General features: G+C 36.1%; 16 protein-coding genes. 3 read left to right on the top strand and 13 right to left on the bottom strand.

Annotated features, from left to right (window positions below):
- Window positions 1-981, bottom strand: coding sequence for an FAD binding domain-containing protein (locus tag BD847_RS15400; RefSeq protein WP_115889152.1), 981 nt, complete (start codon window positions 979-981; stop codon window positions 1-3).
- Entirely contained in the window at window positions 978-1,616 is a 639-nt protein-coding gene (locus BD847_RS15395; RefSeq protein WP_115889151.1) for a (2Fe-2S)-binding protein, read from the bottom strand. Before BD847_RS15395 ends, BD847_RS15400 begins: the two co-directional genes overlap by 4 nt.
- A gap of 339 nt (window positions 1,617-1,955) precedes the next feature.
- Here BD847_RS15395 and BD847_RS15390 point away from each other — a divergent pair, with 339 nt between their 5' ends.
- Complete coding sequence (locus BD847_RS15390; RefSeq protein WP_115889150.1) at window positions 1,956-3,092, top strand: cysteine desulfurase family protein; 1,137 nt, start codon at window positions 1,956-1,958, stop codon at window positions 3,090-3,092.
- Window positions 3,093-3,341: 249 nt separating this feature from the next.
- Here BD847_RS15390 and BD847_RS15385 read toward each other — a convergent pair whose 3' ends face one another.
- The 3 genes from BD847_RS15385 to BD847_RS15375 form a co-directional block, all read right to left on the bottom strand.
- Complete coding sequence (locus BD847_RS15385; RefSeq protein WP_244201618.1) at window positions 3,342-3,944, bottom strand: nucleotidyltransferase family protein; 603 nt, start codon at window positions 3,942-3,944, stop codon at window positions 3,342-3,344.
- Window positions 3,922-5,058, bottom strand: coding sequence for an XdhC family protein (locus BD847_RS15380; RefSeq protein WP_115889148.1), 1,137 nt, complete (start codon window positions 5,056-5,058; stop codon window positions 3,922-3,924). Before BD847_RS15380 ends, BD847_RS15385 begins: the two co-directional genes overlap by 23 nt.
- An 89-nt stretch (window positions 5,059-5,147) precedes the next feature.
- Window positions 5,148-5,924, bottom strand: a complete 777-nt coding sequence (locus BD847_RS15375; RefSeq protein WP_115889147.1) for a response regulator transcription factor — start codon at window positions 5,922-5,924, stop codon at window positions 5,148-5,150.
- A 102-nt stretch (window positions 5,925-6,026) separates the two neighbouring features.
- On the opposite strand from BD847_RS15375, the gene BD847_RS15370 reads away from it, so the two are divergent.
- Complete coding sequence (locus BD847_RS15370) at window positions 6,027-6,776, top strand: DUF1349 domain-containing protein (protein ID WP_115889378.1); 750 nt, start codon at window positions 6,027-6,029, stop codon at window positions 6,774-6,776.
- A gap of 156 nt (window positions 6,777-6,932) precedes the next feature.
- Complete coding sequence (locus BD847_RS15365) at window positions 6,933-7,265, top strand: YegP family protein (RefSeq protein WP_115889146.1); 333 nt, start codon at window positions 6,933-6,935, stop codon at window positions 7,263-7,265.
- Window positions 7,266-7,350: 85 nt separating this feature from the next.
- Here the strand turns inward: BD847_RS15365 and BD847_RS15360 are convergent, their stop codons facing one another.
- From BD847_RS15360 to BD847_RS15325, 8 genes are all read right to left on the bottom strand, one after another.
- Window positions 7,351-9,291, bottom strand: a complete 1,941-nt coding sequence (locus BD847_RS15360; RefSeq protein WP_115889145.1) for a family 43 glycosylhydrolase — start codon at window positions 9,289-9,291, stop codon at window positions 7,351-7,353.
- Complete coding sequence (locus BD847_RS15355) at window positions 9,291-10,661, bottom strand: glycoside hydrolase family 27 protein (protein WP_115889144.1); 1,371 nt, start codon at window positions 10,659-10,661, stop codon at window positions 9,291-9,293. Before BD847_RS15355 ends, BD847_RS15360 begins: the two co-directional genes overlap by 1 nt.
- 430 nt (window positions 10,662-11,091) lie before the next feature.
- A complete protein-coding gene (locus BD847_RS15350) occupies window positions 11,092-13,512 on the bottom strand; it encodes a sugar-binding domain-containing protein (protein ID WP_115889143.1) in 2,421 nt (806 codons plus the stop codon).
- 194 nt (window positions 13,513-13,706) lie between these two features.
- Window positions 13,707-15,290 (bottom strand): glycoside hydrolase, encoded by a 1,584-nt coding sequence (locus tag BD847_RS15345; RefSeq protein WP_115889142.1) that lies wholly within the window; start codon window positions 15,288-15,290, stop codon window positions 13,707-13,709.
- Window positions 15,291-15,472: 182 nt separating this feature from the next.
- Window positions 15,473-17,110 carry a glycoside hydrolase gene (locus BD847_RS15340; protein WP_115889141.1) on the bottom strand — a complete coding sequence of 546 codons (1,638 nt, stop codon included), beginning with the start codon at window positions 17,108-17,110 and terminating at the stop codon, window positions 15,473-15,475.
- Window position 17,111: 1 nt separating this feature from the next.
- Window positions 17,112-18,713 (bottom strand): RagB/SusD family nutrient uptake outer membrane protein, encoded by a 1,602-nt coding sequence (locus tag BD847_RS15335; protein ID WP_115889140.1) that lies wholly within the window; start codon window positions 18,711-18,713, stop codon window positions 17,112-17,114.
- 11 nt (window positions 18,714-18,724) lie between these two features.
- The gene (locus BD847_RS15330; protein ID WP_115889139.1) at window positions 18,725-21,757 is read right to left on the bottom strand and encodes a SusC/RagA family TonB-linked outer membrane protein; all 3,033 of its coding nucleotides are present in this window, start codon (window positions 21,755-21,757) and stop codon (window positions 18,725-18,727) included.
- 46 nt (window positions 21,758-21,803) lie between these two features.
- Window positions 21,804-23,201 (bottom strand): hypothetical protein, encoded by a 1,398-nt coding sequence (locus tag BD847_RS15325; protein WP_115889138.1) that lies wholly within the window; start codon window positions 23,199-23,201, stop codon window positions 21,804-21,806.
- Between the last annotated feature and the right edge of the window lie 234 nt (window positions 23,202-23,435).

The raw sequence follows: 23,435 nt of genomic DNA, 5'->3' as shown, positions 1-23,435 counted from the left end.
TTATTTTGATGCTGCTATTGTAAGTGCTTCTGTTATTGCATTCGCTCCAAGTGTCAGTTTAAAATCATTGTCGCCATAACCTCTTGCGCCTTTCATTCCTAACTTTCCTGCTTGTTTAAAAATATCTTCTGAAGCTGTTTTCCCTTTAAGGAAATCTTCTGTTTCAGTTAATCTCCATGGTTTATGCGCTACACCGCCCATTGCTAGTTTGGCGTTGCTTATTACATTGTTTTTCAACTCTAAAGCCACCGCAACAGAAACTAATGCAAAGGCATAACTGCTTCGATCACGAACTTTTAAATAATGAACATTTTTGGTAAAATTATTATCTGGAATTTCGATTGAAGTAATCAATTCTCTAATTTCGAGTGTATTATCTTTTTCAGGAGTATTTCCCGGAAGACGATGAAAATCAGTAAAATTAATTTGACGTTTTCCTTTTGGTCCTTCCACTAAAACTGTTGCGTCGAGCGCTGCCAACGCCACACACATATCACTCGGATGAACTGCAATACAGCTGTCTGAAGTTCCAAAAACGGCAGCCATTCTATTCGTTCCGCCAATTGCTCCGCAGCCACTTTTTGGAACTCTTTTATTGCATGGCATATCTGTATTATAAAAATACGGACAACGTGTACGTTGCAACATATTTCCTCCAACGGTTGCCATATGCCTAATTTGTTGTGATGCACCGGCTGCTAAAGCTAAAGCCAACAATGGAAGTTTCTCTTTTATAGATTGATCTTCGGCCACCTGACTGTTTTTCGCCAAAGCGCCAATGGAAACTTTTCCGTTTAAAAATTCTATTTTTTTTAAGTCTAATGCATTAATGTCAATCAGTTTATCAGGGGCAACGACATTCTTTTTCATTAAATCCACCAGATTAGTCCCACCAGCAATAAACATCACAGAAGTATCTTTGGTTATCGAGGCTACCGCCGAAGAAGAAGATAATGCTTTTATTATTTGAAAATTTTTCATAGCTCCTTTCCTCCTTCCTTTACTTCGGTAATTGCATCAACAATATTATGATACGCTCCACATCTGCAAATGTTCCCACTCATATATTCTTTGATTTCCTCTCTGCTGTTAGCGTGACCTTCTTTGATGCACGCGATTCCCGACATGATTTGTCCGGGAGTACAATATCCACATTGAAAACCATCATTTTTGATAAAAGCTTCCTGCATCGGATGTAGTTTTTTTCCTTTTGAAAGTCCTTCTATTGTAGTCACCTGCGCATTTTGTTGCATGGTTGCCAAAGACAAACACGACAAAATTCGGGTTCCGTTTACATGAACTGTACAAGCACCACATTGTCCGTGATCACAGCCTTTCTTGGTTCCGGTAAGCTGCAGTTGTTCACGAAGTAAATCGAGTAAAGTTGTTCTTGGCTCGATATTCAGATTGTGTTTTTTACCATTAACTTCAATAGAAAGTGGCACAGTTTCTAAATATTCAGCGATTTTTTCGTCCCACTTATTCTCCGAAGCCACAACTAATGTAGACGGTGTTAAAGCCAAGGCGGTAAATAGTCCTGATTTTTTTATAAAGTCACGGCGGGAATTTGAGTTTTCCGGAGTAACTTCGTTCTCATTTGTTTTTTTCGATGCCATTTAGTCTATTTGTTAAATTAGCAAAATCACTTTCGTCATTCTAACAAATTTAACAATCTTAATTCGGAAAAAATTATAAAATTCAAACATTACTCTTATTTAGAATAATTACAGTTTCTTTTTTTTCAACCACAAAGAGCGCAAAGGTTATTAGCCTAACTTACTGTAAATAAACACAAAGACCACAAAGCTTTATCAATTTCAACTTTGTGAACTTTGCAATTATCTAAAAACTAAATTTCAAAAAAAACTTCGCGTCCTTTGCGCTATAAAACACACAAAAAGCAAATTCATTTTTTTACCTCTAAAATTGTATTTTTACGAGATTAAGTTTTTACTATGCAAAATCAGCAACATATTTATCTGGATAATAATGCCACAACTCGTGTTGATGAACGCGTATTGGAAACTATGCTGTCCTATTTTACCGATTTATATGCGAATTCAACCAGCACGCATATTGCTGGCCTTACCATCAATGAAGCTGTGGAAAATGCAGCCTGGCAAACTGCAAATCTTATAAACGCAAATGCAGAAGAAATCATCTTTACGTCCGGAGCGACAGAAGCAATTAATTTAGCTATAAGGGGTTTGGCAAATCAGGAACGAAAAGAAATTGTTACTGTAGCAACAGAACACAAAGCGGTTCTTGAAACTTGCCGTTTTATGGAAACTTCCGGCTTTGAAGTAACCTATTTACCAACCAGACCAGATGGTATTTTAAATATTAATCTTTTAAATGAAGTTATCACACATAAAACACTGGTATTCATAATGATGTTATCAAATAACGAAACAGGTGTCATTCAGAATGTCATGGAAATTTCTAAGATACTTAAAGCTAAAAATGTGCTGTTTTTATGTGATGCAACGCAAGCTGTTGGAAAGATTCCGGTTGATGTTAAAACTATGGGAATTGATCTTCTGACATTGTCTGCACACAAATTTTATGGCCCTAAAGGTGTTGGTGCTTTGTATGTTTCGGCTCAAGCCAAAATAAAACTGCTTCCGCAAATTACAGGCGGCGGTCAACAACAAAAACTTCGTAGCGGAACATTAAATATCCCTGCAATTATTGGTTTAGGTAAAGCTTCAGAAATAGCTGTAAATCAATTAAAAGAAGATGAAATAAAAATAAAAAAATTACGTAACAAACTGGAAACTGGATTATTACAATTTGAAGGTTTTTTTATAAATGGAAATATTCAAAACCGAATTTATAATACTTCTAATATTTGCTTTCCGGGCGTAAATTCAGAACAATTAATTTTGGCTTTGGGAAATATTTCGGTTTCAAACGGAGCCTCTTGTTCGGCTGTTACTTCTGAACCTTCGCATGTTTTAAAAGCAATGGGCTTGTCTGATGAAGATGCTTTGAGTTCGATTCGTTTTAGTTTGGGCAGATTTACTACTTCCGAAGAAATTGATATTGCTATTGAGCGGGTTTTGAGTCTCGCTGAAAAATTAAAGAATTAACTTTTAATCGCGCAAAGTCGCAGTCCCGAGGCTTCGGGAGCAAAGTTTTTTGTTTCTCGCTGATTTTGCAGATTAGCAGATTTTCATCTATTGTAAGGCTCAGTTTGTCATTTCGAGGCACGAGAAATCTCACGCGGGATTCGGCAAAAATTGACGATTTAGAATATTGAATTTCTTGTGTGATTTCTCCTTTCAGTCGAAATGACAAACGAAACCTCCTTTCCTTTCTAACCCTGCAACTTTGAATCTTTATCTGAAAAGCTCCTTATAATCTTCTTCGGTATCAATATCAATATTTCCTTTCTCAAAAGGAACTTCCACAACATCATCAGCGTACTTTTTTATTAGTTTTTTTGCTCCTTCCTTACCTTCTAATTCCAAGAGTTCTCTAAAGTATTTTTTATGAAACAAAACCGGAGCTCCAAGAGTTTCGGAATAAGCAGAAGCAGCTATACCTTTTTCAGTCTTATAATATTCGTTTATTAAATTCTCAAAAACTAAACTGGTAACAAAAGGCTGATCACAAACTGCAAAAATGCATTGTTCACAATCAGCATTTATGTGCAATAATTCACCTAATCCTTTTACAATTGAAGATGACATTCCGCTTTCCCATTCAGGATTGAAAGAGAAATTTATTTCAGGTAATTCAAGTTCTTTTTCAATTGCATTAGAATTTGAACCAGTTACAACAATAACAAATGAATTAGGGACTTTTAAAGCTTCTAAAACTGTATTTTTTAAAAGTGTAGATTCTTTGAATTTTAAAAGCTGTTTTGGTCTTCCCAATCGGGAAGAATTTCCTGCTGCAAGAATAACAATACCTGTTCTATTTTGAGATTTCTGCTCCATAATGAATCTCATTGTGAATTTTTCCTGCTTTATATTTCAAGGAAGTTCCCTCTCTCTTTGAGGCAAAAGCTTTAATTTCGGAAATGATCGACAGAGCAATTTCTTCCGCTGTTTCTGCACCAATATCCAATCCAATAGGGCTATGAATTCTGTCTGACTGTTCTTCATTTAATGTGATTCCTTCCATTAGAAGTTCATCCAGCATTCGGTTAAGCTTTGACTTTGGGCCCAAAATTCCGATATAACGACAATCCGTTTCTAATAAAGATTTTAAAACCGTCAAATCATATTTATAATTGTGCGTCATCAAAAGAAAATACGTCTGATCACCAATACTAACACTTTCTAACAATTCTTCTGGTTTTGCCACCAAAACATGATGCGCTTTAGAAAAACGTTTTTTAGTTGCATGAGTTGCACGACCGTCAGCAATCGTAATTTTCCAGCCTAAAATTGCGGCCATTTTTACCAAAGGCTGAACATCGTTGCCAGCGCCGGCAATAACAAGCGAAATTGGTGGTTTAATATATTCGATCAACGCTTCATCGTGGCTTTCTTCCTGAAGTTTTTTTACGATTGTAGTTTTATTCTTCAACACCGTTCTGACTTCAGAAATCAAATTTAATGCATCGTTATTATGATGTAAAACAGGACTATCTTTTCTAAAAAAAAGTGCCGTACCTATTTGTGAAGCTCCTCTATTTAATGAAAAAATAGTAACAATTACAGCTTCTTTTCGCTCCAATTCTAATTGTCTTAAAAGCTCTAGTGGATTGTTTGAAACTTCCTCATCAATGTATTCGAAAAGAATATGAACAATTCCGTTGCAGCCCAATTGCAGGCCTACTTCAGCATCATTTTCATTGCTCGTATTGTAGGTCACAAGCTTATTTTGCTTTTGATTTATAGAAAGTAGCGCTTTTCGCAATGCGTCACCTTCCAGACAGCCACCACTTATGGCACCGGTCAAAAAACCATCTTCTGTAACCAGCATTCGCGCTCCGGCTTGCCTGTATGACGAACCTTCTACTTTTACAACTGTGGCCAAAGCACATTTTTTTCCTAAAACAACAGCTTCAGAATATGCTTTTAATATATCGTTGATTTCTTTCATAGATTAATTTTCATCAATCAAAATTACTATTGATGATCTTATTTCTTTTAAAATTAAAAAATAAAACAAACTTATGCTGTTATATTTTCTTAAAGTGTAATAATTCCCGTAACAAAAGCGGTCTGAATAGCCTCAGCTGTATTGGTGACCTTTAGTTTTTCGATAATATTTTGTCTGTGACGACGAACGGTGTACACAGAAATATTCATTTCTGCAGCAATCTGTTCACTTTTATTTCCTTTTGCAACACTCATCAAAACCTCAACTTCTCTTTTTGAAAGAATTGAATGAATATTGTTTTGATATTTTTCGGATTCAATTAACTGACCTGTCTGGATATTTATAATTTTTCCGTCAATTCCGGTTCTGGGTTGTAAATCTGTTGCCGGCGCGTACAAACATAATGCGAGCGAAATACTTCCGTTGCTGAATGTTTTCAGATAAATTGTGCGGTGATGAATATAACTGCAGTTTTCTATCGTTTGCTTCATTCTTATTCGGCTCGAAGTACTGTAATTACTATATTCTTCTTGTGGAAGTCCTTTTAAAAACTGATAAAAATTAAGCTCCAAAATATGACGTTCGATCAAATCATCGGAATGAATCTTCGTGAAAATGCATTCTTCAAAAGCCGAATCAATAACTGAATTTTCGTTTGGAAGTCCGAAAACCGAACCAAAACTTCCGGCATAGATATAACTACAATCTGCCTGATAATCGGATAAGACAGCAACACATTGTTCAATCTTAACATAATTGGCTACAAACTGTTTGTACATTTCGATGTCGTTAGATTCCCCGCTGGCAAATTTTTGTTCGAGAAAAGTAGTGGCTAATTGATCTTCAATTGAAGGATTTTGTGGCATTTAAAGATTGTAAATGGTTAATTTTACGTATTGTGCTTTCTGAAAAGCTGCTCTATTTTTGGAAAAACTAAAAATATTACTTTCTATCCCAAAAAACAATTTATGAAAACAAATTTTTATAATGCCTTCCTTATTTCTAGCCTTGTGTTTTTATCAAGCTGTAACGACAAAAAAGAAACATCAGCAATAACAGAAAAATCGGAAACAAAAGTAGATTCGGCTTTTGTGAATGGCTCTCCTTGCGACATTAAATTATCGTCTATACATTTTACAAAAGCTATAAATGGCGCCGACACATTAATTAAAACAGAAACTGGAGAAAAAATCATTTTTAAAGCGGGCGAAAAATCAGATTATTTTTCTGATCCTGACGGAAAATTATCAAATACTACCGCTCCAATGCTTTTGTCTAAAGTCGATAATACCAAGCCTTTTACGATAGTTTCTAAAGTTACTCCTGAATTTACTGAAAAAGGTTTGTACAATGCCGGCGTGCTTTATATTTATTCGAATGACAGTTTCTATCAAAAATTTTGTTTTGAACAGGATGAACGTGGCAATCACCGTGTTGTAACGGTTCGAACAATGGGAACTTCTGACGACAATAATCATGATATCGTAAAAGAACCTTCTGTTTACATGAAAATTTCTTCGGACACAAAAACGGTAGCAAGCTATTATTCTCTTGATAAGAAAAACTGGCAAATGGTGCGTTTATACAAAAACAATTATCCGAAAGAAATTTGGGTTGGAATTAGCACACAATGTCCCGTAGATAAAGGGACACAAAGTACTTTTGAAGAAATTAGCCTAGAAGAAAAAAGCGTTTCTGATTTTCGTTTAGGTATTTAATTCTCTTTTTCAAGCGACTTCATTCAATTATCAAAACCTTAATATAATTTATTGTTTAGATAATCATTTTTTCAAATTGACGTATGATTTGTATTACTAAGTTTTGTATTTTTATAATTAGCAAAAAAATATTACCTAACCTTAATTAAAAGATAAATGGGAAAATTTGTAATTACTAAAAGAACAAACGGAGAATTTCAATTCAATTTAAAAGCTGGAAATGGCCAGACTATTTTAGCAAGTGAAGGTTATACTACTAAAGCTGCCGCTACTAACGGAATCGAATCTGTGAAAACAAATTCGCAAGATGATGGCCGTTTTGACAGAAAAGAATCCAGCAATGGAAAACCATATTTCAATCTAAAAGCCAGCAACGGACAAATTATTGGTACTAGCGAAATGTACGAAAGTGTTGCGGCTAGAGAAAACGGAATCGAATCTGTGAAGAAAAACGCTCCAGATGCTGAAACTGATGATCAGACAGCTTAAGGCTTATTATTTATACTAAAAAAGGCTGTTTCTAAAATAATTAGAAACAGCCTTTTTTTATGACCAAAAATTAAACGCTGAAAATTTATTTTTTTATCGCATCAATTCCAGTATGCGTAGGCGTTACCTGTTTGATTGTTCCATCTGCATTAAATTCTAATTTATCCATACAAACTTCACGGTGAAAACCTCCTGCATCGCCCATCTTTATTCCTGTCGGATAAGAGAATCTGTGATATGTAATGTACCATTCATCTTTATTTGGAATTTGCAAAACCGAATTATGTCCCGTTGCGTGAATTCCGAGATTTGGAAGTCCTTGAATTACGATATTGTTTTCAGGGATTTCTACCGGTCCGCTTGGCGAATTTGAGATTCCGTATCTCACTTTGTAATTTGGACTTCTTGTATCATCTTCGCTCCAGAAAAAGTAATATTTTCCGTTTCTGTAAATTACATACGTTCCCTCTCGGTAACTGTCATTTACTGCAATAACCTTTGTACTTCCCGGTTTTAACGAAACCATATCCGGATTTAATTCGGCTACAGCCATATACATATTTCCCCAGTACAAATAACTTTTTCCTGTTTTTGGGTCTGTAAAAACGTCCGGATCGATTTCCTGACCGTCTTTAATTCCTTCAGGTCTTGTGCTTACGATTGCTTTTCCGCTGTCTTTAAAAGGTCCGGTTGGATTGTCAGAAACGGCGACACCCACTTTCTGTGCCGCTGTGAAATAATAGAAATATTTATACTTTCCTTTTATCTTTTTCTCCACAATACATGGCGCCCAGGCATTTCTGTTTGCCCAAGTCACATCTTTTTTAAGATCGAGAATAATTCCTTCGTCTTTCCAGTCTACCAGATTATCAGATGAAAATGTTTTGAAATAATAGCCCGACCAACCATCAAAACCATCGCTTGTTGGATAGATGTAATATTTTTTGGTTTTGTTTGAATATAAAATTTCAGGATCTGCGTAATAACCTTCTAAAACCGGATTGTTATTTACTTTCGGAAATTTTTCCGGCGTTCCCCATTTTGCCGTAATTCTTTTTAATTCAGAGCGCGTAATAGGCAAAATAGTTCCGTGACGCGGATTAAAATCCATTGAAATATCATTATTGATAACCGTGAAATTTTCTAAATCTTTTGTTTTGGTAAACTCATATCTTCCTTTTGTGTAGACATCATACATCAAAATATATTCGTCAGAATTGTTGAGTTTGAAAACACTTGAACCTTCAACGCCATCTTTAGTTTGTTGCAGATAATTATCGTTTTCTGTCCATTTTCCAGAAGTTAAATCGGTTGTCGTGGCTACTTTTATTCCGGCTTTTTCAGTTTCAGTTTTGTAGAAAAGATGATAAACACCATCTTTTTCGATAATATCGCCGTCAATGCAAGCGCGCTCCGACTTTGGAACAAACAATAATTTTGGCGCACTTTCCAGAGCTGTGAAATCCTTATTCGCGTAAGCGTAGTAAATTTTATCAGGCCCACCGGCATATTGCAGACTAAAGTAAACTAAATATTTACCGGCTTTTGCATCATAAATAGTTTGTGGTGCCCAAACACGTTTTAGATTTTCATTTCCGGGAAAAGTCGTTTGGATATTCACGACGCTACTTTTCCAATTTACCAAATCGGTGCTTTTAAGCAAAATCATGGCACGATTGCTGTCCCATCCTTTTGAAGAAGTCATATCCGTCAAAACCATATAAAAAGTTTTGCCATCTTCTCCGCGCAAAATATGCGGATCACGAACACCACCCGTAGAACTGATTGCCTTGCTGTCAATTACAGGCTTGTTATTATTTAAGTGATAATAATGATAACCGTCTGCACTCACGGCATAACGAACTGCTTCTTCTTCGACAGAATTTCCCGTGAAGTAAACAAACAAATAAGCCGTTAAATCTTTGTCAGCAATAACTGGCGGAATCCCTTTTGTATTATTATTTTGAGCTTGCAGTAAATTAAAAACTGCTAAAAATAGTGCAAGCGTAAATTGTATTTTCTTCATTATTTTTTGCTTTTTAATTGATACAGAATCGAACTGTGCGGTTTTAATTCTGCAGAAATTGTTGTTCCAGAAACCTTAGATTTTACCCCTGTCCACATATTTAGAGCTTCTGCTGAACCTGAAATTCCAAGATCTGAAAGATTAACTGAAATAGTTTCTGTCGCTTTGTCTGAGATGTTAAACAAAGCTAAATAAATACTTCCGTCTTTCGCATTTTTTGAAGTCACTGCAATTTTTCCGTCTTTCTGGAAAAGCTGTTTTACATTTGTGCTTTCGTTATGCATTTTAACTACTTCTTTATTTGTTAATAAAGACAACGTAAAAGCGTCATTACTTGGCAAATCTCCACCAAAAAACAATGGCGATTTGAAAATATTAAAGAACGTAATTAAGGTATATTGTTCATCTTTTGTCAAACGCGTCATTCTGTCTTCGCCACGTTCTCCTCTGATAGAAATACGTCCTAACGGAATCATATCACAATCTGGCCATGTTCCCGGTGCAATATGCGGATACCATTTTTGAGCCACATCCATCAAATGTGTTATGTGCGGCCATGTATCCCAAACGTCATCTACCATTCTCCACATATTAGCATGTGAAGCAACGTGTGCCGCCGCTTCGATTGGAGTTTCACCCGGAGAAGTACTTAGAACAATTTTGCGTCCGCATTTGTCGATTGCGTTTCTGATTAAGTTGATTTCCGCTTCGTGATATGGTCTTGACAAATCGTCAATTTTAATAAAATCAACTCCCCATTGTGCGTACAATTCAAAAATAGAATCATAATATTCCTGCGCACCAGGTTTGTCTGCCAAAACAGTATAGTTATCTCTTAACCATTCGCATTGCAAAGCTGTTGTATAAATTTGATCTGCGGTAACACCATTTGCGCCTTTAATTGGTAATTTATCTTCAACCGCTTTTTTAGGAATTCCACGCATGATATGGATTCCGAATTTCAATCCTTTTTTGTGTACATAATCGGCTAAGGGTTTAAAACCTTGTCCGTCTTTTGCAGAAGGAAATCTGTTTACCGCTGGCAAATATCTTCCGTACTGATCCATTACATAACGAGGATCTGTCTGATTGTAACCGCCTGCTTTATCATTTTCAACAAACCATCTGATATCAACAATAATATATTCCCAACCATATTTTTTAAGCTCTTTTGCCATATAATCGGCATTGGCTTTTACTTCATGTTCTTCTACTGTTGGTCCGTAACAATCCCAGCTGTTCCAACCCATTGGAGGCGTTTGAGCCCATTTTTTGAATTCTTCTTTCTGAAATATTTTGTTTTGTGCATTGGAAGAAATTGATACCAAAACAACTCCAATAACCAGAGTAATTTTATTCTTAATTTTCATTATAATATGGTTAGATGTTAATAAATGTAAAAATTACACTTCAAATATAATAAACTTTACTTGTAAAATGCGATTAACCTGCCTGTAAACCAAAAATACAGACAGGTTAACCGGCATTAAAAAAACTAATTAATTTTTTATTTTAAAGAAACAACTTCATTTTCCTAATAAAGCTCCATAGGTGTGTAATATTTATAGCTGTAATATTAGTGAGGTAAACTAAGCTCCAGCGGAGCGACATAAATAGTTTTGTTGCCCCCTTTAAAATATCACCCCGATGGGGTTTTATACGTTGAGATTCGATTATCTATAAATATATCGTCCCTCCGGGACTTAAGATTAATTTAATGCTTTACGAAAACCAATCGTTTCACATTCTAAATTAAATCCGACAGGTTTTAAAAACCTGTCGGGTTTGAAAAATCTTAAATTATTTTACGTTAATCGTAATTTCAACAGGTTTCAACCATTGACTTGTAAAAGTAACTTTAATTGGTTGCGCTTCTCCAGTTGCCTGAATATAAGCTGCAATATGTCCGTGGAATACTCTTTGCACATTATCTGTATAATCTGTCATGTCGCTGTTGTTTCCTGCTTCAAGACCTAATAAAACTCCCGGACCTGTGATGGTACAAGTAACTTCATTGTCTGAAAGCATTACCGGAAGACCATTTTGATCTTTAACCTGAACCATAATTTTAGCCACGCCTTTGTCTTTGCTGATTGTAATGTCTTTTTCAGCAATTGTCAATTCAACAGGTTGTTGTGTAGAATTGATTGCATAACGGCTCACTTCTTTATCGTTTTTATCTAAACCAACTGCTTCCAGTTTTCCTGAAGCAAAAGGAATATCCCAATAGATAATTCCGGTTTTTTCGTCATATAATTTAGTTTCGCCAACAACTTTTCCGTTTAATTCCAAACGCGCTTTTGCAGCATTGGTATAACAAACTACACGGATTTTTTGTCCCGCTTCGTAATTCCAGATTGCCCATGCATCTTTAGAAATATCTTTATCATTTTTCAATGGATAAGTTCCTAAATAAGCCATTGGTTTATCTGACCATAAAGACTGACGGAAATAACCACGAGGTTTGATTACGCCAGCAAAATCTACTAACCCTGAGTAAAATCCTCTTGAAGGCCAACTTCCAGATTCTCCAAGATAATCGATACCTGTCCATAAAAATTGACCAAAAATATATTTGTTGTTTTTTACAGCCAACCAAGGTTCCATATCGTGAACATTCTCACTTCCGTAAATTACTCTTTTTGGATATTTCTCATGATCAGATTTGTATTTGCTTTCCGTGTAATTGTATCCCGTTATGTCTAAAGCACCTGGATATTCGGTTTCATTCGACATTGCAACACCAGCTAAACCAGCTGTCGTTGGACGAGATTTGTCGTATTTTTTAACGGCAGCAACCAAACGTTTTGCAATTGCTCCTAGACGCATTGCATCTGGTGCATCTTTTTTGTATCCGCCATAAGCAGCTTGTCCAAAACCGTCTTTTCCATTGTCTAAAACCGGATGCGAATACGGATCATTTGGATAATCTACTTCGTTACCAATACTCCATCCAAATACGGAAAGATGGTTTCTATCACGACGTACAAAATCTTCTAAATCTTTTTCTGCCCAATCAGCAAAAATATCATATGAACCTTGGAATTCAGGAATACCTACGTTCCATCCTGTCATCCATTTACGTTTTGGGAATTCCCATTCGTCGTATGCTTCGTTTAAAACTAATAATCCTAATTCGTCACAAAGTTCATAGAAATCAGGAGCTTGTGGATTATGACTTGTACGGATCGCATTTACACCGATTTCTTTCAATGTTTTCAATCTTGTTTTCCAAACTTCTCTTGGAACCGCAGATCCTAAAACTCCTGCATCATGGTGCAAACAAACTCCTTTCATTTTCATCCATTTTCCGTTAAGGGCAAAACCATTGTTTGGATCGAATGTGAAGTTTCTGAAACCAGTTTGAGTAACCGTTTTATCAATCTCTTTTCCGTCTTTTAAAACGGTTGTTTTAAGCTGATATAAATTTGGATTGTCTAAATCCCACAATTGCGGATTTTTAACATTCAGTTTAACGGAAACTTTTCCAGTTTGCTTCGCAGCAACATCTACTTTAGAAGAAGATTTAGCAACCGATTTTCCATCTTTAGAAAGTAGTTCATTAATTACCGTAACCGATGATTTTGCAGCCGAACCATTTTCAACATCTACTTCAACATTTAAGGTTCCCGCTCCTTTTTTCACTTCCGGATACGCATAAACGCCCCATTGTGCAATATGAACCGGATTTGCATAAACGATCCATGCATTTCTATAAATTCCCGAACCGGTGTACCATCTTGAATCGGCACTTTGGCTGTGATCAACTCGTACAGAAATCGTGTTTTCTCCACCGTATTTTATAAATTCTGTAGCATCATAAGCAAAAGAAATATATCCGTTTGGACGTTTTCCTAATGAATGTCCGTTGATAAAAACTTCGCTTCTGTTGTAAACGCCTTCAAAATACAAATACACTTTTTCTCCTGATTTGCTTTGCGGAACATTTATTGATTTTCTGTACCATGCAATTCCGCCCGGTAAATAACCCGTACAACTTGCCAATGTTGGACTCAATTGTCCTTTTACACTCCAGTCATGCGGCACATTTACCAATTGCCATTTACTGTCGTCAAAACTTGTGTTTTTTGCATCTGGAGTTTCCTGAAGATTGAACTTCCAGTTGTCATTAATTTTCTTCGAATCTCCAAACGATATCTGACTGCTTGCAGACAAACATGAAAAGAGTAAAACAGGGAGTAAGGTCTTTTTAGATAACACTATATTTTTATTTTTAGTTAATTTTTTATTTCAAGTTTTTTTAGTCGCGGTTTTTAGTCGCAGTTCTCAGTCTCAGTCTCAGTCTCAGTTTTCAGTCTCAGTCGCGGTTTTTAGTCTCAGTTTTCAGTCTGATTAACTGTCCACTGAGACTGAGACTGAGACTGAAAACTGAGACTGAAAACTGAGACTGAACACTAAAGCATCTCTCCTACAAACGTCACAACTGACCTTGCCGGAATTTCCAGATCATCAATTTTCTGAACATTGCTTCTTTTTAAATTCGAAGTTTCAGAAGTTATGTAAGGTGTGAATTCATTATTTTTTAAAGTTCCTTTTGATAAATTGAACTTGTATTTTTGAGCTGATTTTCCACAGTTTACTGCAACTACAATCAGTTTTTTGTTCTGAACATCTTTGTAAGCTGTAAGCATTACATCATTAGCAGCATCCAATTCATTTTGATTTGGAACGTCAACTCTCAGCATTCCCGGACGTACAAAAAGCGAATAATTTCCTAAAGCCCAAAGTAATTTTGAATCGTGAAATTCGCCGTCATTTCTAACATAATTTGGCTCTGTTCCGCCGTTGCTTTTTCCGTCATCCAAATAGATTAAACCGTCTTTATAATCAACACGAGTAATAGAAGTCCACCATTGCCATGAAGCGGCATTTGCAACAGCAATATCATTATGAATCAGGCGCGCAACAAACAAAGCAGTCTGCATTCCTAAATCTCTTCCACCACCAGAACCACCCGGAATTTCATTTTCTCCCGGATTTTCTAAAATGCAATATTCAGACTGCCAATATTTTAAACCCGGATTCTTTTTGATTTCTGCAGCAATAAGTTTTCTGCTCAAAACCTGTCTTTCAATTGGCCAGGTTGTAAAATAACTATGTCCAAGAATCACGTTTTTTACATTTGGAAGTTTCGAAATGTTTGTTTTTGTTTTTCCGAAGAAATAATCAATTTGATTATCACGATTTTCGGCATTTACATTTTCATATAAATAATCAATCTGAGCGGCTTCTGCAATTACAATTTCCGTACTCATTTTGTTTGCTTTCAGTTTTTCTGAAAGGGCTTTTGTTACTTCAAAAATTTCCTGATTGGTTGCCGGAGTTCCTTCCTGACTATTGGTATCGCCATGTTTTGGCATCCATTCCCATTGCGGTTCGTTCAGCGGACTTACATAGTCGAATTTTATCCCTTCTTTTTTCTCCAATCCTTGAATACTTTGAACTAAGAAATCGGCAAATTTTGGAATTGCACCATCTTTTAGATTCAGTTTATTCTTTTGAGAAGAAAAAGATAATCCGTTGTTTGTCATAAAAACCGGCGGACTATTGGTAAAGATTAAAAATTTCTCTACTCCACGTTTTTTTGCGGCTTGCAAAAACCATCTTTGTCCTTCTTGTTTTGAGAAATCGTAAGTTCCGTCAGCATTCAGGAAACATTCGCTTCTTCTCCATTCATCAGAAACCTTACTGTTTTCGCCTTGTTCCGTACTTCCAGCTCCCAAATTGAATCTCCAGATCGAAAGCCCAATTCCTTTTGGATTTCCCTGCGCATCAATTTCTTTGCTAAAAAGTAAATCGGCAATCGCATTCTTCTTTTGCTCCGGCCAATTTTTCCCAACAAATTGAGTTCTCCATGCATCAGAACCTCCAAAACCATCCATGGTTTGTACTACGTTATCTGTACTGATAATGGCCGTTCGCTGTGCAAATGACAGCGAACTCATTACCAGAAAAAGTGAGATATATACTTTTTTCATTTAATTCTTTTTAATTCAATTATCCTCAAACTTTTGTCATTCCGACAGAGGAGGAATCACACTCGAAATTCCACAAAGTAAATCTCCAATCTTTGTCGAGTTTCGTGTGTGATCTCTCGTTCCTTGAGATGACAAGATTGTGGTAAAACCTTTGTCTCTTTGTAACTTTGTCCCTATGAACCTTAATTATATGTTCCAACAAAAGTCACAACAGACTTTGCAGGAATTTGCAAATTGGCAGCATCTACAGCAGCTCCTTTTTTCAGATTTGATGTTTCTGAAGTTGTATAAGGCGTGAATTTATTATCTGCTAAAGCTCCACCTGCAAGATTCAATTTATAGGCTTTCGCCGATTTGCTAATATTTACCGCAACGATAACAAGCTTTTTAGTCGCTGCATCTTTGTAAGCCGTAACCATTACATCATTAACTGCAGTTGCATTGTCGATTGTTGGAATCTGAACTCGAACCATTCCCGGTTTTACGAAAAGTGAATAGTTTCCTAAAGCCCATAATGTTTTCGAATCTCTTATGTATCCGTCATTTTTGCAATAATCAGCATTTCCTGCTCCGTTGCTTGCACCATCATCTACGTGAATCAAACCATCTTTGTAATCACCACGGCTAATTGCTGTCCACCATTGCCATGAAGTAACACCTCCAATTGCAATATCGGTGTTGATGATACGCGCTGTCCAAAGTGCCAATGACATTCCTAAATCTCTTCCTGCTCCAGCACCTCCCGGAAGTTCAGCAGTACCCGGACTTTCTAAAACACAATATTCTGAAGACCATAAACTAACTCCTCCAACTGATTGGATTCTCGAAGCTGCTGCTTGTCTTGACGAAATCATTTCGCTAAGTGGCCAAGCCTGCCAGTAACTGTGTCCTGAAATTGTTTTCTTTACATTGCTTAAACCTGTAATTTTTTTAGCAGAATTTGTGGCAAAGAAATAATCGATTTGATTGGATCTGCTTTCTTTACCCACAACTGTTTTATACAAAGGTTCATAAGCTCCGCCCTCTCCTACTACAATCTGAGCTGCAAGCCCTTTTGATTCTAATTTTGGAGATAGAACATTTACAAAACTGTAAATATTCGCATTCGTTGCAGGAGAACCTTCCTGTCCAGAACCGTCCCACTCGTATTGCGGTTCGTTGAACGGACTTACATAATCGATTGTTAATCCGTGTTCTGTTTTTAATTTATCTAATGAAGTAGCCCAGAAATCTGCCAGTTCCGGCATTTTTCCTTCTTTCAGATTGTAAAATTCTTTAATGCTTGCGTGTGCTTTTCCGTTTTGTGTCAAATATACCGGTGCGCTGTTGGCGAAAGCCAATAATTTTTCGACGCCACGTTCTCTTGCCGCTTTCATAAACCAAACCTGACCCGCTTGTTTGTTCATGTTGTAGCTTACACCGTCTGTAGTAAAACACTCTGAACGTCTCCATTCATCTGTAATATCACTTGCATCTCCTTGTTCAGCACTTCCGGCTCCAATATTAAATCGCCATAACGATAATCCGATTCCTTTTGGGTTTCCGTCAGCATCAAATTCTTTACTGAACAATAAATCAGCCAATTTGTTTCTTTTATCAGCTGGCCAATTTTTTCCAATAAAATTACATTGCCAGGCATCAGAAGCTCCAAAACTTTCCATTGTCTGAAGGTTCATATCCAAATTGACATTCAACTCAGCAATATTACTTTCTGAACCAGAATTTTCAGATTTTTCAGCATCGCAGCTTACAAAAATGGTGCTTGCGAAAAGTAAGCCTGCAAACAGCAGACTTACTTTATTATGATTAGAAAACTTCATCTTAATAATTAGGATTTTGTGTAATCAAACCACCACTTAAGTCAATTTCTAATTGTGGAATTGGCCATAATAAGTGTTTTGCAGGATTAAAGTTGATTCCTTTATCTTGTGCTTCTCTCAGGTTTGTAGTTTCATACGGATCTGTAGAATTCAGGTTGTACTGAACAAAAGTTCCGTTTGGTCCCAATAAAGATTCGATAACCGGTCTTCCTGTAGTTGGATCTTTTTCACGACGAATATCATACAAACGCAATCCTTCGAAAGCCAATTCTAAACGACGCTCTTTGTAAATTTGTTTCAATAAAGTTGGTCCTGATAAACCTGTTTTAGGATCTAATTTTACACGTGCTCTGATGATATTAATATCTCCCAACGCATCACCTCCAACATGGTAACTAGCCTCTGCTCTTGTAAGATACATTTCAGCCAAACGAATCAATGGCACATTTAATGGCAAGTGTCCGTCTTTTTTGTCTAAAGCACGACGCGTTGCAATTGGAATATAATATTTACGACAAATACGTCCAGATTTATTATCATTTAAACTGAATTTATGTGTTGGATTTAAAACCTCATCACCATAAGCCGCTTCACCCCATTTCGTAATTGTACTTCTACGACGGATTACGTCATTTTCAGAAAGATATGCATTCTCTAAATCACTAGTTGGCATACACCATCCCCAACCGTCAATAACATCTGCAGCATCATTACTTGGAAAGTTTTTCTTGTCTTCACCTCTAGCTCCAGAGAAAGTAGGCAACATAGATCCTAAACTTTTATCCTGAACTGTAGAAGATTGTGCTTCAAGAATAGATTCTACACCATTATGGTTGTTTACGTCCCAGATTTTCAAGAAATCAGTTTCAAGTGCATAAGGACCTTCTGTAATTACTTTGTTAGAATAAAGTTTAGCTTCAGCCCATTTTTCCTGAAACAAAGATACACGTGCCAATAAGGCATAAGCCGCCCATTTGTTAACTCTACCTTGTCTGTTCACCGGAATATTTTCCAATTTAGCAGCCGAATCTTTAAGGTCAGTTTCAATTTGCTTGTACACGTCAGCAACCGGGCTGCGCTCCAATTTCAAATCGGCAGTACCAAGTACATTTGTGTACAAAGGAACAGCTCCAAAAAGGTTAACCAACTCGTAATAACAATACGCACGAACAAATAATGATTCCCCCATATATTGGTCTTTCTGAGAATCAGAAAGCGGCGATCCAGCCATTTTTTCCAAACCAATATTAGCCGACTGAATCGTATAATAATGTGCTGTATAAATACTGTTCATAGAACCCATATTGTCTGAAGATACGATGTACTGCGCACAAGGTCTAAAAGCTGCAGGATCTTGTCCTGTATTACCCATCCAGGCATCATCAGTAGCAGTCTCATTAGTTAAACGAGGTGCCAATATCGTATACCAGTCGTTGGTAATCAACAATCTGCGGGTTAACTCGTTTACATAGTTTTCGCTTTCTTGTGCCGTTTGAAAATAGTTTTCTAAAGTCTGCGTTCCTCTTTCGTCTTTTTCAATAAAATCGCTGCAAGAAACTGCTAATAGAGAAAAAGTTATTATTGATACTATTATTTTTTTCATGTTCTTTTTTATTAAAATGCTACATTAAGCCCCATCAAGATTGTTGGCTGTACAGGATAATTCCATCCTCCAAAACCTGATCCTTTAACACTGTCTCCTTGATTAGGATCTCCTCCTCCAACTTCAGGATCAACTCCTGTGTAATTGGTCCAAGTCCATAAATTTTGTCCAGATAATGAAACTCTTAATTTATCTAAACCGAATTTATTATAGAATGAATAACCTACTTGTAAGTTTTTCATACGTACAAAAGAACCGTCTTCAACATATAAAGAAGAGAATTTTGTAAAGTTTTCGTTGTTGTCATCTTTAGACAAACGAGGAATAGTATTAGAAGTTCCTTCACCATGCCAAGCCATGTTTTCTAAACCACTTACTTTGTTTGTCAAACTTGCACCATTATATAAATCTGAAATATTTTGGTTTACAATATCATTTCCAATACTTGAATAGAAATTAGCTACTAAATCAAAATTCTTGTAAGCAAAATTGAAGTTTAAACCAATATTGTAATCTGCCCAAGGAGTACCAATTTTAGTTCTGTCCTTGTCATCTAATTTTCCGTCACCATTTACATCTTTAAAACGAACATCACCTACTTTTGCATAAGGCTGTAGTTTTGTTCCGTGCTCATCTGTATGTGAATTTAATTCTGTTTGATTTTGGAATAAACCGTCAGCAACATATCCATAAAAATATCCTGGCTCTTCACCTTTTACAGTAAGTGTTCTGTTTCCTGCCCCATATAATTTTTCATCAGCAGAAGAAAGCGAAAGCATTTCAACATTTACTGTTGTAAAAGTTACATCAACACCATAAGAGAAATCACCTTTTTTATCTTTATAAGAAACCAAAAGATCGATACCACTTGACTGCATAGAACCAACATTTGTCCAGATTGTAGAATAATTAGGGAATCCGCTGTATGTTGGGAATTGCTTTAAGAACAACATATCTTCAGTTTTCTTTTGGTAGTATTCTAAAGATCCTGAAAGTTTGTTTTTCCATAATCCGAAATCAAGTCCAAAAGAGATATCCTCAACTGTTTCCCATTTGATATCTTTATTTGCCATAGAAGATGGGAAAGCCGTATCTGTAATTACATCTCCAATTGGATAAAATCCTTGTCCGATATTAGACTGATAAACCGCTGTTGGCAAACCTTGGTTACCTACTTTACCCCAACCTGCTCTGAATCTAAGATCACTTAAAACATCTTTTGTAGATTCCATAAAACCTTCATTCAAAATTCTCCACGAAACAGATGCCGAAGGGAAATTAGCCCATTTGTTGTTTGTCATGAATTTAGAAGAACCATCACGTCTAAACGTTCCTGTGAAGTAATATTTCCCATCATAATTATAAGAGAAACGAGAAATATAAGACATCAAAGAGCTAGACCAGCTGTTACCACTACTATTACGGTTTTTAGTTGCCGCTTTAACCTCTCTCATTACATCTGAATTGTTTGGCACCCCTTCTCCGTAACCCCAAAGATCATTTCCGTTGTATTCTTCCATAGTGTTACCCACCATTAAAGACGCATTATGTTTTTCTGCAAATGTTTTAGAGTACGTAATTGTATTCTGCCAAGTCCAGTCAACATTTGTAGTATTCCATTTTTCAACACTGTTAATTTCTGCTTTTTCGTGCGCAGCATCAATGATGAAATCTGGGCTGAATTTATTTCTTACTTTATCACCAACCTCGATAGAAGCCTGTGTACGAATTACCAAACCTTTGATTGGTTCGTATTGCAAATAACCGTTTGTATTTAAATTGTACTGATCTGTAAAATCATCATATCGTTTTACAGCTGCAACCGGATTCCAAACATATGAAGGAGAACGCGCATAAATACTGTATTCATTTTCTAAACCTGTTAATTGATCAGCAGGTTTGTAGATTGGTGTAATTGGGTCGATTTTATCAAAATCTGCCCAGTTACCCGGACCACCATACGATTCGTAACGAGGATTTAAAGTAACTCCTGCGGAGAATTTGTCAGAGAATTTAAAATCGTTAGCAATTCTCATTGTAACTCTTTCCCATCCGCCTACTTCATAAATTGATTCTGCATTATAATAGTTCAAACTAATTGCATAAGTATGTTTCTCAGAACCTCCAGATACTCCTAAAGAAGCGTTTGTAACCGGTGCACCACCTCTAATTCCTGCTTTCCACCAATCTGTAGTTTTTCCTCTGTATTGAGAAGGGTTTGGCAAATAATCTGCATATCCAGAATTATTGTTTGCTGTATTCATAATAGTAGCATATCCTTCGGCATCAGCCATATTATAAGGATTGTTCATGATTTGCATACCAGAACTTATGTCAAAATTGAATCTGGTTTTACCAACTTTTCCTTTTTTAGTAGTAATAAGGATAACACCATTCGATGCACGAGAACCGTAAATAGCACTTGCAGAAGCATCTTTCAAAACCTCCATCGATTCAATTTCGTTATTGCTCAAGAAGTTAATGCTTGTTCCCATTGGGATACCATCAACAACGTACAATGGATCTGTGCTTAAGTTCACTGTAGAAATACCACGAATCAATACTCTTGGCTGCGCTCCGGGACCACCAACACCAGTTACCTGAACTCCGGACACTTTACCCTGAAGTGATTCTGTTACGTTACCAACCGTCATTGTCTGAAGTTCTTTTCCTTTTACAGAAGAAATAGAACTCGTTACATCGCTCTTTTTAACAGCAGCATAACCAACAACTACAATCTCATCTAAGGCCTGGCTTGATTCTTCCAAAACAACATCAAAAGTTGTTTTGTCTCCAACCGGAACCGTTTTATTAGTAAAGCCAACAAATGAAAACTCAAGCTGAGCATTTTTGTTTGGAACATTAATTACGAAGTTTCCATCAAAATCAGTTGCCGCAGTTGCTGAAGTTCCTTTCACAATAATATTAACACCCGGAATCGGCACGGCAGCCTTATCCTTAACAGTACCTGTTACTTTTATTTGTCCAAAGGATGCGGCAGTGCACATTAGGACTATAAAAAACCATATATATTTAAATTTCATATTAAGCTGTTTTATTAATTAAATGTTACAACAAAGTCATAACAACTTATTTTTTTGTAATAAAAATTCTTTCTAATTCGGTATCAAGAACTACTTTATAAACTCCCGGAGCAGCTGGATATTTAGCGTTTCCATTTTCTCCCGGTGACATTGTACAGATACCATTTTTGATCAATCTCCAAGATGGGCTCCACCACTGACCTGTAAAAGTCGCTTCCATTGTTCCTGTCAAAGTATATTCTCCAACCAATTGATAAGGATTTGCAGAATTGTTTGCTAAATGTAAACTTGTCATCACCCATGCATTCCATGTATCCCAGTTTGCATCTTTAATTCCACCACCGCATACACTCACGAAAGGTCTTCTTAAGGCTTCGTCATCATGCCATAAACCGTTAGCAATATCAGCCCAAACTTTGCTTGAAGGCGTGTATTTTTCAACAGTATATTTCAAAGTATTTGGATTTACTTTTATTTTGTAATATCCTTTTGTAGGCAAAATAATAGCAGTTGAATTTACATCGTCTACCAATCCTCCTGCTGGATTTAATCCAAAACAGTGTGGTGCAAAATCGGATTCCTGACCTAAGAAGAAAATCTCTTTATTATCCTGATCAGCATAATATTTGAATTCAAAATCCTGTCCGTCTTTCTCATGGAAATACATTGGAACACCCACTGCATCAGTAGTAAGGTTGGTACCTTTTGGCTGATCACATAAATAGATTGCAGGATATTCGTTTGTTGCAACAATATTTATATTTAAAGAACCTGTATTAGGAATAGCAAATTTATCTTTAGCTGTAATCGTTAAAACATAATCAGCAGCAGTTACTGGTAATGTATATGTTTTATTGAAAGTATACGATTGTGGCGAACCCGTCAATTGAACTGTTTCATCGATTCCTAATGCAGCACATTGTACTTGCACATAGTCGATACCTGAATCATCATTCACGACAAAGTTTACAGGCATTTCGTTACTTGTAGACAATAATATTACGGATCCTTCTTTTGGTGTAACCATAGTAATAGAAGGTGCAGCAAATTCTCCGTCTAAGCGTAGATTGATTTCTTCATTTACGACATTTCCTGAAACGTCTGTAATTACAAGTTTTATTTTGAAAGCTTCAGAAGTTCCTCTGTCTGCAGGAATTTCAAAAAAGTAACTCAGATCGTATGTTTTTAATAAAGGATCTGTTGCAAAAGTGATTACTTTATCAAGTGATAATTCCGGAATCTGGATTTCAACACTTTTTAATCCTAAATCATCTGCCAATGCAGCTTTGATTTCAAATTTTCGGCTTGGTGCTCCATAAATCTCTTTTGTTGATACTACTACAGTAGGATCATCTGAAGGAGCGAAACCAGATTCATTATTTTGACATCCCGTGAAAAGGATCGCAAAAAGGGCAAGAAAAAATAAAAATATATTTTTTTTCATCTCTCAATTTTTAAGGTTAGGTTAGTTAGATTGTTTTATTCTGAAATTGTTTTTTGAAATAAAGGAGTAAAACTCGCTTTGAAAAAAGATCTCAATTGTCTCTTTTCCTTCCGGAGAATCGGACAATAAAAAATCGGTGGTTTGGTTTTTGTCATGTTAGTAAAGTTTGATTAATATTCTTTTTTTGTTTTTTCTATTTCAACAGTTGCATTGCAACTCTTATATAATGTTTTA

The organism is Flavobacterium cutihirudinis, from assembly GCF_003385895.1.
Lineage (GTDB): Bacteria > Bacteroidota > Bacteroidia > Flavobacteriales > Flavobacteriaceae > Flavobacterium > Flavobacterium cutihirudinis.
Note: the sequence above shows the minus strand (reverse complement) of the source record. Positions and strands in the feature narration are given on the sequence as shown.

What these genes read in the sequence shown, in the direction of transcription:
- BD847_RS15375 (WP_115889147.1), bottom strand. Translation starts at nt 5,924, where the DNA reads ATGCCACAAAATCCTTCAATTGAAGATCAATTAGCCACTACTTTTCTC.
- BD847_RS15360 (WP_115889145.1), bottom strand. Translation starts at nt 9,291, where the DNA reads ATGAAGAAAATACAATTTACGCTTGCACTATTTTTAGCAGTTTTTAAT.
- BD847_RS15335 (WP_115889140.1), bottom strand. Translation starts at nt 18,713, where the DNA reads ATGAAAAAAATAATAGTATCAATAATAACTTTTTCTCTATTAGCAGTT.
- BD847_RS15385 (WP_244201618.1), bottom strand. Translation starts at nt 3,944, where the DNA reads ATGGAGCAGAAATCTCAAAATAGAACAGGTATTGTTATTCTTGCAGCA.
- BD847_RS15365 (WP_115889146.1), top strand. Translation starts at nt 6,933, where the DNA reads ATGGGAAAATTTGTAATTACTAAAAGAACAAACGGAGAATTTCAATTC.
- BD847_RS15345 (WP_115889142.1), bottom strand. Translation starts at nt 15,290, where the DNA reads ATGAAAAAAGTATATATCTCACTTTTTCTGGTAATGAGTTCGCTGTCA.
- BD847_RS15355 (WP_115889144.1), bottom strand. Translation starts at nt 10,661, where the DNA reads ATGAAAATTAAGAATAAAATTACTCTGGTTATTGGAGTTGTTTTGGTA.
- BD847_RS15370 (WP_115889378.1), top strand. Translation starts at nt 6,027, where the DNA reads ATGAAAACAAATTTTTATAATGCCTTCCTTATTTCTAGCCTTGTGTTT.
- BD847_RS15390 (WP_115889150.1), top strand. Translation starts at nt 1,956, where the DNA reads ATGCAAAATCAGCAACATATTTATCTGGATAATAATGCCACAACTCGT.
- BD847_RS15340 (WP_115889141.1), bottom strand. Translation starts at nt 17,110, where the DNA reads ATGAAGTTTTCTAATCATAATAAAGTAAGTCTGCTGTTTGCAGGCTTA.
- BD847_RS15330 (WP_115889139.1), bottom strand. Translation starts at nt 21,757, where the DNA reads ATGAAATTTAAATATATATGGTTTTTTATAGTCCTAATGTGCACTGCC.
- BD847_RS15325 (WP_115889138.1), bottom strand. Translation starts at nt 23,201, where the DNA reads ATGAAAAAAAATATATTTTTATTTTTTCTTGCCCTTTTTGCGATCCTT.
- BD847_RS15380 (WP_115889148.1), bottom strand. Translation starts at nt 5,058, where the DNA reads ATGAAAGAAATCAACGATATATTAAAAGCATATTCTGAAGCTGTTGTT.
- BD847_RS15400 (WP_115889152.1), bottom strand. Translation starts at nt 981, where the DNA reads ATGAAAAATTTTCAAATAATAAAAGCATTATCTTCTTCTTCGGCGGTA.
- BD847_RS15395 (WP_115889151.1), bottom strand. Translation starts at nt 1,616, where the DNA reads ATGGCATCGAAAAAAACAAATGAGAACGAAGTTACTCCGGAAAACTCA.